This is a genomic window from Larkinella sp. (assembly GCF_965227735.1).
Lineage (GTDB): Bacteria > Bacteroidota > Bacteroidia > Cytophagales > Spirosomataceae > Larkinella.
This window is the reverse complement of sequence record NZ_OZ245776.1, coordinates 1,527,503-1,539,639: the sequence shown is the minus strand read 5'-3', so window position 1 is coordinate 1,539,639 and position 12,137 is coordinate 1,527,503. Positions and strand designations below refer to the sequence as shown.

Sequence of the window (12,137 nt, the reverse complement as noted above, 5' to 3'; positions counted from 1 at the left end):
AACCAATGGATATGAAACGGTTTTTCTTTCTTTTCGCGGTCTGCTCTTCACTTCTGGCGGAGGCCCAAAACGGCAAATTCGATGTGCGTTTACAACTAAAAAAAGCGGATTGCACTCAAAAGAAGCTGCTGGTGGCTGTAGAAGTGAAGGCCCATGATGATGGCAGCACCTTTTTGATGGGCAATGCAAACTTTCGTTTTTTGTATGATGCTCACCTGATCAAAGCACCGGTTATTGCCGATCAGCAGAATTTTACCAGCCAGGGCGACAATGCCAGCCTGAACTACAATCCTCTGTCGCTGAACGGTTCGGTCGAACGGAATGCCAGCGGCATCGTTTCATTGAACATCATTTACAGCGGTTCGGAACAGAACGCGACGCCGGTTTCCACGAGTTGGCTTCCCATTGCGACTCTGCAATTCGATCTCGTCAATCCGGATGAAAAAGCCGGAACAACGCTGGTTTGGAATGATGACAAAGCTTTTCCCGTCACGGGCTTAAGTGAGGTTGTGCTTAAGAAGTCCACTCCTGAGTTTGACTACGATACCTACGTGGCCAAAGCCAGTGGGGTCTTTGAAAATCTGACCATCAAATCGCTTTCCAGCTTGTGTTCCGGTTCAAATCCAGATGCAGAAGGGGAGCTACGGATTCCGGAAGGGTTCTCGCCCAATGGGGATGGTACCAATGACAAATTCACGATTGTCAATCTGGGGAAACTGTCTGCGGAGGTAACAATTTTTGATCGCAATGGAACCGTTATTTACGAATCAAAAGACTACCAAAACGATTGGGACGGCCGGGATCGCAACAAAGACCTGCCCACCGGAACATACTTCTACAGCATTCGGCTCAGCGACGGACGGAAATTCACCCGCTCCCTGACTTTATCACGTTAACATTTAACCTTTACATCTCGCAATAGTTCGAAAGCCTATGAAGATTCTTCGTAGGCTTTTTTGGCAGATCGGCCGTACGTTATCGGAAAAAGACAGTGCCAAAGCCGTTCGGGTTTCATTGTACCGGCAATTCGACGTAAAAGGTGGTTCCCTGATGTTCTTCACTTTCAAACCAAAGCTTCCCGTGGTGTGCTTCGACGATTTGCCGGGAAATGGCGAGTCCCATCCCGAACGATTTTTCGCCGGCGGTGCCGGGTCGTCGGGCCACCGTAAATAAATCGAAGATAGTGGCTTTTAATGGCGCCGGAATGCCGATTCCCCGATCTTTGACGGATATTTGAACCGCATCGTCCCGTTTTTCCAGCCCCACAGTGATGGTAGATTCAGGTGGGCTGAATTTGATGGCGTTGGTAATGAGGTTGCTAATCACCCGCCACATTTTCTGACGGTCGACCAAAATCCGGGCGCTATCGGTTACCAGGTAAATGGATTGCTTCTTTTCGAATGCTTTTAATTCCAGCATATCGACACACGACGCCAGAAACTCCTGCAAATCAACCGGTTCCATCTTGTTGATGGTGGCGTTGGAATGCAGCAGGTTGTCAATGAGAATAAGCGAGTTAGCTGAAGATGATTTGATCATTTCCAGGAAATACTGCGGTTTATGAACCCTCAACTGATCTTCCAGCAAGAGATCGACCGCCATACTGATGGCCCCAATTGGCGTGCGTAAATCATGCGCAACAACCTGCAATAAACGGGCATTTTCCTGCTGGCTTCGTTCCAGTTCCGTCAATGTGGTTTGTAATTGGGTATTTCGGCCAATAATTTGCCGGTTTAAGGCGGCAAGTTTTAAGAGGTTTTTCTGGGTTCGCTTCCAACTGTGCCAGATCAAATAGGCAATCACGAAGGCCATCAGCAGAATGGCAGCCGCTCCCATCAGATACAGTCGGTTCAGTTCCTCTTTTTTATTTAACAATTCAATTTTGTGCTGACTATCCAGGTTCAGCAATGCCTGGTCCATACCTTTAAAAACCGCCTTCTCCTGATCGGAAGAGTCTTTCAGCGCAAGGTGAGTTTTAAGATGGTAATGGGCCTGACTGATTTGATGAACCTTCTCGTAGTATTGCGATTGGACATGGTGCCACCGCAGCAGGGCTTCCGGGTGTTGCAGCGTATCCAGCGACATTTTCAGCGAAAGTAGCTCTTTGCGCGCCATTTCCAGTTGATTATTGGTCAGGTAGACTTCACAAAGTTTGGCCTGTGACAACTGGGCATCCCGGTTGTAGTAGCCGGTTTGCCGATTGATGCGGATACTTTCTTTCAGCAGGGTTTCGGCTTGTGGAAAGTCGCCCTGCTGGAGATAAATGGTGGCCTGATTGCCATAAATGACTGCCCGGGCCATCGCCATAAAATCTTTCTGATTCGGGAATTTGTACTCATTTTGCCCGATAAACCGTAAAGCCTGATCATAGTAGTGCAACGCACTATCCGGTAATTCCAGTTTTGAGTAACATAAGCCGATGTTGCTTAAATAGCCCTGACGACTCGCAAACAAATCATCAAAGTTTCCTTCGTTCGAACACGTCATTACTTCACGGAAGGCCTGTTTATAGTACGTAGCGGCTTTGGTGTAGTTTTTTTCCTGGTAATTCATCCCGGCGATCCGGCTGGTATACTGACTGCTTTGACAACTGTCGAAAGTCGATTCCATGAGGATCTTCCCCTGGAAAAACTGACTGTACGCTTCTTCGTACCGTTTCTGATGATACAACAGACCACCGCGCAAAAGATAGATACGGGCATAATCTTTTTTGTATCTTTCCCGAAGGATTCCGGGTTCAAGAACCCCAAACATACTGTCAATATAGCTCTGAACCTTCTCATAGTCGGGTTTGAAATTCTCATCAAAGTAATTATCTCTCAGAAAATCATATTTGCGGTATTTATCCATAACCCCCGCGTCGGGAAACCGGGCGTAGGCAGAATCCAGATACATCCGGGAACGTTCGATTCCCTTTGAAAACTTCAGAACCGTGGCCCGGTTGATCAGGCTGTCTACGTGAGCCTGGTGATCGGTATTGCGGATTGCGTAAAAATCGCAACTGAAAGACCAGCAAATCAGCAGAACCCAACTCAGACGACCGATTAAGGGATGTCCACTTTTCATGAAGGTGATTTTCTATAGGATGCCGTAACATGGCACTGCCAGGTGACAAAAGGCCGTGAATGTTTGCACATGATACTGAAAATGTTCCAAATGACGAACATACTGCAAAAACAATTGGTCTGAAGAACTGCCGACCGGGAATAATCGGTCGTGGTAAGGCCGGAAGGGCAATCGTACAGCCAAACGATGGGTTGCGAACGGCCGGTTTCTGATCAATAGGGTAGTGTTAGCGAAACCCGTAAGCCGCCACTTTCGGGGGTTTCGTAAAAAACAGTCGCATTGAGTAAGCGGGCAAAATCCCGGATGATTTCGTGGCCAAACTGTGTATTTAAGCCCGGCATAGGTTCAGAAGTGCTGAAATAGCGGTTTATATCCCGCAGCAAGGTGGGAGAAATGCCAATGCCACTGTCCGATACCATAATGACCACTTTCTGATAAGCCTGCCGGGCTTCAATCCGGATGGTGCCGTCATCCGTGTTTTTGTTCGCGTTATCGATCAGATTTCGCAGGATGGTTTTCAGCAGCAATTTGTCCGTATTCACCTTCATCCGGGGCGGAATGTCGAGTTGAAGCGTATTGCCGTGGTGAAGAATATTCTCCTTGTACAACGCTTCCAGTTCACGGATGAGTTCCGGCAATAGATACTCCCTGATCCGGACTCCATACGCTTGATCCTGAGTCGAAATCCATTGCATTATTTCTTCCGTCAGAAAATGAATTTGCTTGGTCGAATTGTTGATTTCCGTAATCAGATCGTCCAGTTCGGCGTGGGAGTCCCGCTTCCAGTTTCGGAATAAGTAGGCCGTGTTTTTATATAAATACCGCAAGGGCGATCGCAAATCGTGGATCAAAATCGCGATAAAACGGTCTTTTTCGGAGATGGACAGGTGCAGATTCTCTTTCGAAATTTTTAACTGGTCGTTGTGTAACCGCAATTCCGATATTAATTTCTGCTGCTGCAAGATGCGATCCTGGGTTTCATGATCCAGTCTCAGGTGTTGCTGGTGCCGGTTTCGGTAGCGCATTCGCAGGAAAAACCAGACCAGAACGGCCACAAGCAAGCTCGCCAGAACGGGTGGTAAAATTAGATTATTCCAACTGAGAAAAAGCCCGACGGTTTGCCAAACCGGTTGATCGATAGCCGGTTTGGCGGACGCCGACGTGCTACCGGTCCAGAGCAAGAACGGTAAAAAAGTCATCGTGCCGGATCGTGGAGTCATCTGTTTACAGACCGTTTCGCTCCATTTTGGGGTAAACATAGATTGCGCAAAGCCGGATAATCCTCCCAAACATAAGCAGGTTGTGGGTCGGCTTTTGTAGAAAAAAACGTATTTTGAACGACGCCTTTCTGCTTATTTTCGTCACCCTGCCGCCTTTGCCCAGAGTGCGGTTTCGCCGGCTTCCTGAAATGGATGATTTTCTACAGAATAAGATCGTCTCCTTCGATTGATTTGTATCTGTTCCGGGTGGAATGGTCATTCCGGTTTTAATAACCTTTCAGGGTTTGAAACCGGGTGGTTATCCGACATAAAAGCCGTTGTCATGGCCCTGTTATACACTTTAAAAACGTCTAAGAGCCAGATCGCTGAACTGGAGGAGTTGACCGGATTATCCTTTCTGCGGTCGTACCTCATTTATAAGGTGCCAGCGGGTCAGTGCCGGGGACAACACCGCCACCAGCAGAATCACAGCATTTTGTTCTGCCTGACTGGATCGGTATCTGTATACATTCAATCTGAGGAGCATGATGCAGTCTATCAGTTGAATAGTCCGAACCAGGCCCTGCATCTGCTCCCTTCCGACTGGCGGATATTGTACGATTTTTCGCCGGATTGCATCGTGCTGGCATTAGCGAGCGATCTGTTTTCCAAGCGGGATTATATTCCGGAACCCTATCGGCCGGTTTTGCTGCCAGCCAGAGAAAAGGTGTTGCCATAAGCTCTCCTGCATCCACGGACACTACGAAATCAATGCTTTATTTTCAGACAATGTTATGCGGAAACTGATCGTTGGTTTGCTTTTATGGATTGGTGTCGGTGGGGTGAATGCCCAAACGGGCCGCTTCGGAAACGAATGGATTAATCACAGCCAGTCCTATTTCCGAATCCCGGTTACGGAAAGGGCTGTTTACCGACTGACAACCTCCGATCTGGCAAAGGCCGGTATCCCGGTTGCGTCCGTTAACCCCACGACTCTGCAACTGTTCCGGCGCGGAATCGAGCAGGCGATCCTGGTTGCCGGCGAATCGGATCAGAAACTCGACGCTGCGGATTACATCGAATTTGTAGGCGAAGGCAATGACGGTTTGCAGGATACCTTGCTCTACCGACCGATGAACGCCCAGCCGCATCCTTACTACAGCATGTATTCCGACACGGCGGCTTATTTTTTGACCTGGCGCTCCGACGGAAAACCGGGCAAACGGGTTGTCACCACGCAGGAAACCCGACCCGCCGGTTTGCTGCCGGAACCATATCACATTGCCGAGCAACTGCTGGTGCTGAAAGATGAAATGTCTACCAACCCCAGTACGGGTCCAGTGCCTTTTGTGAGCCAGTATGAGGTGTATTTTGAAGCAGGGGAGGGCTGGACGGGGCCGATGCAACAGAAAAACAAACCACATACGCAGCTTTTCAACCTTGCGGGCTGGGTCAGTTCGGCGGCCGAAAAACCGGAACTGGAAGTGCTGCTGAATGGCCGGGATTCTTATCAACATCTGGTCGATTTCTCCGCCGGTGCGTCAGGTCGGACGTTGGGGCTTCTGAAATTCAGTGGGTTTCAGCCGAGCCGGTTTTCTACACCGCTTCAATCCACGGATTTTACTCTAAAGAGTGACGCGTCGGCGGACCTGGCGCTGACCACCGTGTCGCGCGGTTCGGATGAATTTGATCGTTATTCCGTGAGTACCGTTCGGATTCGGTATCCGCAAACGATCAGCTTAAAAAATGGGACGCAGCAACTACTCCGGCTACTACCGAAAGCTGGCGGACGTTCTTACCTCGAACTGGCGGATGCCCCGGCCAGTACCGTCATTTACGACATCACCGAACCGGGCGCGGCCCGACTCCTCACCGGCACGCAGGAAGGTACGACCCGGCAGGTGGTCGTACCCAACACCACATCCCCGCGTCAACTTCTGGTGACAACCCGGGTTATAACGCCCGTTCGGTTGGAACGGGTGGTTTTTCGCAAATTTGATCCGGCCAAACCGAATTTTCTGATTGTTTCACACGAACTTCTGATGAAACCGGTGGGGCAGGTGGCAGACCCGGTTCGGGCCTACGCAGCATACCGGGCGTCGGCGAAAGGCGGGCAGTACGATACGCTCGTGGCGACCATGAAGGAGTTGTTCAACCAGTTCAGCTTTGGCGAACGCACTCCGCTGGCCATTCGGCGGTTTGCCGATTACATGCTGACGGGCGGCCCCGGCAAGTTTCTGTTTTTGATAGGCCGCTCGTCGGTCTATTTCCCGTTTCGCAAGAATGCCAATCAGTATTACCTGGATCTGGTTCCGACGATCGGCAATGTCCCCGGTTCGGATGTGCTGTTGACCGCCGGTTTGGCCGGTTTTCCGGAAAACGTGCCTGCTATGGCCACGGGGCGGCTCAATACACTTTCGGCGCAGGAGGTGCTAAACTACGGAAACAAGGTGAAAGAGTTTGAAAGCAATGCGGCCAATGTGCCGTGGCGCAAGGAAGTTCTGCACCTGAGCGGAGGTCGTTCGCAGTCGGAACTGGCTGGTTTCAAGGCGATTCTGAATGATGCAAAAGCCCTCGTGCAGCAACCGTATTTAGGCTCGGAAGTCACCACGCGCTCCAAAACCACCGATGCTCCCGTCGAGCGCATCGACATCAGCGACCAGGTCAACAAAGGGGTTGCGATGATCACGTTTTTTGGCCATTCATCGCCCACCGTTGCCGATCTCGACATCGGGTATGCTTCCGATCCGGTGTATGGCTATAACAACAAAGGCCGGTATCCACTCATGTTTTTCAATGGATGCGGACTTGGGAATATTTTTTACGGCGGTAATGTGCTCAGTACCAATTGGCTACTGACGCCGGACAAAGGAGCCATTGCCATTCTGGCGCACTGTTTCGAAGGATTTACCACGCCACTCAACACGTTCACGGTGCAATTTTACAAGACGCTTTTTACGGACAGCACCTACTTCTCAAAACCGATTGGCGTTATTCACCAGGAAACAACCCGGCGGGTGTTGGCTACGACCAAAGATGCCCTGCAAATTGGCAACACCAACCAGATGGTGTTGCAGGGCGACCCGGCTCTCCGGCTGTTTCCGTTGCCCAGAGCTGATTTTCAGGTGCAGTCTTCGGGGGTTTTCCGGACCGACAATGCCGCGGATTCCGTCCGTTTACGGGTGATCGTGGTTAATGCCGGACGTTATCATCCGCAGGAACGCCTGAGCCTGATGGTTCGGAAGCGGCTGGCCGACGGATCGCTTCAATCCTATAAAACCGTTTCGAGAGCCGCGGTAGCCTTTCGGGATACGGTTTATTACAGCTTTCGACCCGAGCTGGATGCCGATGGCCCGACGCGGCACGAACTGGTCCTGGATGGCGAAAACCGGGTGGAAGAGTTAGACGAAACCAATAATGTGCTGGTGTTTTCGGTTTCGAAATCCGGTGATCAGTACGCCCTCGTTTTGCCCGATTCGAGCCAGCGTTTTCCGCCCGATCTCTTCAATCCGTTGCTGGATGTAACCGTCGACGGAACCCGGATTGCCGACGGTGCGCTGGTTTCGCCCAATCCGGTGATTCAGGTGAGTGTGCAGGATGAAGATCCGTACCGCATTCGCCGGGATACGCTCGGCATCGATTTGTTGCTGCGCAAACCCTGCGAAACATGCGGTTTTGAACGGGTGGTTCTTGGCCATTCCGACGTGAGTTGGACTCCTGCCAGCGACAATAACCGGTTTTTACTCCACTACCGCCCGCAGAATCTGGCCGAAGGGGTCTATACATTGCGTGTTCAGGCCACCGATGTCAGTGGCAACAAAGCCGGTTTAAGTCCGTATGAAATCAATTTTCGGGTAAAACTGGAGGATAGTCTGTCGGTCATCCGGCCGGTACCCAATCCATTTTGGGCGCAGACCCGTTTTCAGTTAACGATTACCGGAAAGGAACTGCCGGGCAACGGGCAGTTGGTGATTCGGAACCTGAACGGGCAGGTGGTTCGAACGCTCCGGCAACCGCTTCGCATCGGCGAAAATGGATTTTACTGGGATGGTACGGATCAGGGGAGCGTGGCTTTGCCCAATGGTTTGTATGTTTTTCAGTTTATTCGGGACGATGGTCGGCACCTGACCGGGCGGGTGATTATCAACCGGTAATGTTTAACCTCAACAATCCATGATCGACTTCATCAGAGCCTGCCGAATCCCTTTCCTGCTGATGCTGCCCGGTCTGGTTCCGTTCGATGCCCGGGCGCAAACGGTCGATTCAACGACCCTGGGATCTATTGTCGAGATTTCTCGGCCGGATTTGGAAGCGAAAGAACTTAGCCTTTTTGCCGAAACCGGTTTTTCGGCCAGCACCGCGCAGCAAACGCCGTTCTGGCTGCGCACCAACCAGTACGGAACCGTGCCAACGACTTCGCCATTCGGAACCCTCCGGGGCGGAGTTTCGGCCAATTTCCTGCGCGACATTACCAAACCGGTTAACTTAATCAAAAACAAACGGCGACTGATCGGCTGGGGCTATGGGCTGGAGGTGGTGGGAAATGCAAGCCGGAAGTCGGCCGTTCTGATCCCGGAAGCCTATGTGAAAGGGCGGCTGTGGGGGTTGGAATTGATGGTGGGGCGCCGGAAAGAAGTCATTGGGCTGGCCGATTCAACGCTGGGAACGGGGCCTTACATCTGGTCCGGCAATGCGATGCCGATCCCTAAAGTCCAGCTTGCCCTGGCGGACTATACGCCGATCGGTTTTACCAGGGGAGTGGTTGCCTTTCGCGGTCTGTATGCCCACGGCTGGTTTGGCAACCAGGGGGCCGTCACGCATTCCTATTTACACCAGAAAGCCCTGTATGGTCGGCTGGGAAAACCGGGCTGGCCGGTTCGGTTCTACGCTGGTTTCAACCATCAGGTGCAGTGGGCAGGCAGAAGCGAGGTGGTTACCAATGAAAACCAGATCAAAAACGGGCGGTTTCCGACGGGTTTCAGGAACTACCTTAATGCCGTAACGGGTACCTCGCTGGCTGCGCGGGGCGACAACATTGATACTACGCTCTTCAGCAAAGCCGACCGCGGAAACCGCCTGGGCAATCACCTCGGGACGCTCGATATCGGGTTTGAAATCAACGCCAAACGGTTTTCCCTGCTGTTGTATCGTCAGAGTATTTACGACGACGGTTCGTTGTTTTACCTGACCAATATTTCGGATGGTTTGCACGGCATCCGGTTCAGAAATAACCGCCCGGCGAGCCACCGGTTTCAGATTCAGACCGTTCTGGTGGAACTGCTCCATACCCAAAGCCAGGGTGGCGCCAAATTCGGGGATCTTGATAAGGAACGCGGTGCGGATAATTACTTCAACCATTCACAATACATCGACGGCTGGTCGTATGGGGGTCATACCATCGGCACGCCGTTTATTCCGCCTACCAACCATACCCGATCCGGTTTGCCGCGCGCGCAAAGGGTTGAAAATTACTTTTTTAGCAACAACAACCGGGTGAAAGTTTTTCATGTGGGCGTGTCCGGTAACTGGTCGCAGCGGTATCTGTTTCAGTTGAAATGCTCGATGAGTCAGAATCTGGGCACCTACGGGCATCCGTTTCCTACCACCATCGGGCAGTTTTCGTCCCTGCTGCTACTGGGTTTTCCGGCTTTCGCGCATGGGATGCAGGCCAGGGTGTCGCTTGCCCTCGACCACGGGGCCTTGTATCCCAACAGCACCGGGTTTCAGTTTAGTCTCCGAAAAACCTGGGACTTTTCCCGGCCCTGACCGGGTTTATGGCGAGTCGCTATCAACCGGCTTTTGATGACAACATAGGCCAGTGTCAACCCCATCAGCAGGGAAAACCCGCCCCAAAACTGCATTTGAGCATCCCAGTGGGTGAGCCAGATCACATACCCATTGATGAATGCCTGCGTCAGGGCATACAGACCGGCAACCCGTAAGTGCGGCCATTGTAGCTGATGCACCAGCAACTGGAAAAGGTGCAGTTTGTGGGGCTGAAAAATGTTTTCACCCCGCCATAAACGGTACAAAATGGTCATAACACTATCGATGCCGTAAACCGTCAGCAGCAATGCGTACGTTAATTGCCCGCTCTCACGCATCAAACTGACGAGCAGAAAAATCACAATGAACGCCATCGACACGCTGCCAACATCTCCCGCAAAACACAGAGCCTGTCGGCGGGCGTTGAAAAACGCAAAAATGACGAGCCCGATGAGTGAAAATACGAGCAGCAACGCCCCGGTGAATGGTATATAAAACTGATTGATAATCAGCAGGGTCGCTATGGTGATGGTGCTGTAAAAAACCGTAATGCCGTTGATGCCATCCATGAAATTGTAGGCATTCAACACGCCACAAGTCAAGATGAGGCCCGGCAGCATCCACCAGCTCAGTTCGGACCAAAGGCCGGTTTGTTCCAGCAACAGCCCCAGGCTGATCAGTTGAATCAGAAACCGGATGCGGGTTGAGATGGAAGAGATGTCGTCCAGAAAACTGACCAGCGCCACCAGGGTCAGGCCCACAAAAAAGACCGGCGATGCGAAATCCGTAACCACAAAAGCCAGAAAGGCCGCCAGCCAGAAAATGATGCCGCCACCACGCACCGTCAGTTGGGTGTGCGAACTGCGGTGATTGGGTGTATCGACAATGTGGTAATGGGTGGCCAGGCGGAGGTACAGCACTTCCGCCCCAAATAATAAAATGGCCACGCCAGCATAGACAAATCCATTCATGATGCAGACGGTGAAAGGACTAACTGGTACAGATTCAGTAGCTTAGGTTGTTCACTGGCCCAATTGTAGAATTTCTCCGCAGCTTGCCGTCCGCGTTTCCCCATTTCTTCAGCTTCCTGCGGGTGATCGATCAGATACCGCAGGTGCCGGGCCAAAGCCTCCGGATCGGATGGGTCCATGCAAAAACCGCACTGATTGCCTTCGACCACGGGGCGATACAACGGGAAATTGGCGGTGATAACCGGCAGGCCAAGGGCCATGTATTCGAACATTTTGGTGGTATACGATTCCGTATAATCTCCGATCGGCTTCAACAGCGCCAATCCGGCCACCGCCCTGGAAACCTGCGCAAACGCTTTGGCCTGATCGGTGTAGCCGTAAAAAATCAGGTTATCTTTCACAATGGAATAAGCCGGAAGGGCTTCCAGGTCCTGATCGGTAAAAGAACGATGTCCAAACAAGTGTACTTTAAAATGAGGATGCGTGGTTTTAACCAGGGCCAAACCGTCCAGCAGGGTAACAATCGACCGTTCGAAACTCAGCCAGCCGATGTAAAAGAACTCCACCGGGTCGGATGCCTGCCGATACGGCCGTCGGTGGGTATCAAGGAAAGACAACAGCGGGTAATTGTAGATCACGGCGTGCGGTTTTGCGAGGTTGGTGTAGGTCGTCAGGTAGCCATGCTCCGTAAAAATCAGGGAAAAATGCCGACGTGCCATCTGGTCAAAAAACGCGAAAACTCCCTTCAGAAACCAGCCCCGGTTATGGCGTTTCAAATGGATTTTTTTATGCAGGTTTTCCTGAACCTCGTAGATGACGCGGGTGCCGAGGATGCGGTACAGATAGGCAAATGGCAGAAATTCAGGTGAATAGACGTGGATCAGGGCCGGGCGAAGCCGAAGTGTTTTCCAGAGAATAAAAGGGCAGGTAACCAAAAACCGCAAAATGACGCGTTTGAAATAGGGCAACCTGATGAAATGCACCGCCGGAACAACGGCCGGATCAGCGTTGGGAATGGCGCAAAAAACATCGTAATGGTCGGCTAAAACGGGCAGATATTTATACAGGATGCGCGGATCGTATGGAGGATGAGCCGTGCTGATGTGTAAAACCCGTGGTCGCTTTTGATTCATAC

8 protein-coding genes are annotated in these 12,137 nt (G+C 51.5%); 4 read left to right on the top strand and 4 right to left on the bottom strand.

Going from position 1 to position 12,137, the window contains the following annotated elements; genetic code table 11:
• Positions 1-11 precede the first annotated feature (11 nt).
• On the top strand, positions 12-896 hold the full coding sequence (locus ACO064_RS06110) for a gliding motility-associated C-terminal domain-containing protein (protein WP_421826507.1): 885 nt from the start codon (positions 12-14) through the stop codon (positions 894-896).
• A gap of 115 nt (positions 897-1,011) precedes the next feature.
• On the opposite strand, the gene ACO064_RS06105 is transcribed toward ACO064_RS06110, so the two are convergent.
• Together ACO064_RS06105 and ACO064_RS06100 are read right to left on the bottom strand one after the other, a co-directional pair.
• Positions 1,012-3,066 carry a tetratricopeptide repeat-containing sensor histidine kinase gene (locus tag ACO064_RS06105; protein WP_421826506.1) on the bottom strand — a complete coding sequence of 685 codons (2,055 nt, stop codon included), beginning with the start codon at positions 3,064-3,066 and terminating at the stop codon, positions 1,012-1,014.
• 212 nt (positions 3,067-3,278) lie between these two features.
• Positions 3,279-4,286, bottom strand: a complete 1,008-nt coding sequence (locus ACO064_RS06100) for a sensor histidine kinase (RefSeq protein ID WP_421826505.1) — start codon at positions 4,284-4,286, stop codon at positions 3,279-3,281.
• Positions 4,287-4,608: 322 nt separating this feature from the next.
• On the opposite strand from ACO064_RS06100, the gene ACO064_RS06095 reads away from it, so the two are divergent.
• Genes ACO064_RS06095 through ACO064_RS06085 form a run of 3 tightly spaced genes read left to right on the top strand, consistent with a single transcriptional unit; the run spans position 4,609 to position 10,031 of the window.
• Complete coding sequence (locus ACO064_RS06095) at positions 4,609-5,004, top strand: sugar 3,4-ketoisomerase (protein ID WP_421826504.1); 396 nt, start codon at positions 4,609-4,611, stop codon at positions 5,002-5,004.
• A 55-nt stretch (positions 5,005-5,059) separates the two neighbouring features.
• On the top strand, positions 5,060-8,419 hold the full coding sequence (locus tag ACO064_RS06090) for a C25 family cysteine peptidase (RefSeq protein WP_421826503.1): 3,360 nt from the start codon (positions 5,060-5,062) through the stop codon (positions 8,417-8,419).
• Positions 8,420-8,438: 19 nt separating this feature from the next.
• A complete protein-coding gene (locus ACO064_RS06085; RefSeq protein WP_421826502.1) occupies positions 8,439-10,031 on the top strand; it encodes a capsule assembly Wzi family protein in 1,593 nt (530 codons plus the stop codon).
• Here the strand turns inward: ACO064_RS06085 and ACO064_RS06080 are convergent.
• Positions 9,989-11,002, bottom strand: coding sequence for a hypothetical protein (locus tag ACO064_RS06080; RefSeq protein WP_421826501.1), 1,014 nt, complete (start codon positions 11,000-11,002; stop codon positions 9,989-9,991). The genes ACO064_RS06085 and ACO064_RS06080 overlap by 43 nt on opposite strands.
• Entirely contained in the window at positions 10,999-12,135 is a 1,137-nt protein-coding gene (locus tag ACO064_RS06075; protein ID WP_421826500.1) for a glycosyltransferase, read from the bottom strand. The genes ACO064_RS06080 and ACO064_RS06075 overlap by 4 nt, the downstream gene beginning before the upstream one ends.
• Positions 12,136-12,137: the final 2 nt, after the last annotated feature.

Coding starts and splice junctions, on each gene's coding strand:
- ACO064_RS06080 (WP_421826501.1), bottom strand. CDS start 11,002: ATGAATGGATTTGTCTATGCTGGCGTGGCCATTTTATTATTTGGGGCG.
- ACO064_RS06090 (WP_421826503.1), top strand. CDS start 5,060: ATGCGGAAACTGATCGTTGGTTTGCTTTTATGGATTGGTGTCGGTGGG.
- ACO064_RS06105 (WP_421826506.1), bottom strand. CDS start 3,066: ATGAAAAGTGGACATCCCTTAATCGGTCGTCTGAGTTGGGTTCTGCTG.
- ACO064_RS06095 (WP_421826504.1), top strand. CDS start 4,609: ATGGCCCTGTTATACACTTTAAAAACGTCTAAGAGCCAGATCGCTGAA.
- ACO064_RS06110 (WP_421826507.1), top strand. CDS start 12: ATGAAACGGTTTTTCTTTCTTTTCGCGGTCTGCTCTTCACTTCTGGCG.
- ACO064_RS06085 (WP_421826502.1), top strand. CDS start 8,439: ATGATCGACTTCATCAGAGCCTGCCGAATCCCTTTCCTGCTGATGCTG.
- ACO064_RS06075 (WP_421826500.1), bottom strand. CDS start 12,135: ATGAATCAAAAGCGACCACGGGTTTTACACATCAGCACGGCTCATCCT.
- ACO064_RS06100 (WP_421826505.1), bottom strand. CDS start 4,286: ATGACTCCACGATCCGGCACGATGACTTTTTTACCGTTCTTGCTCTGG.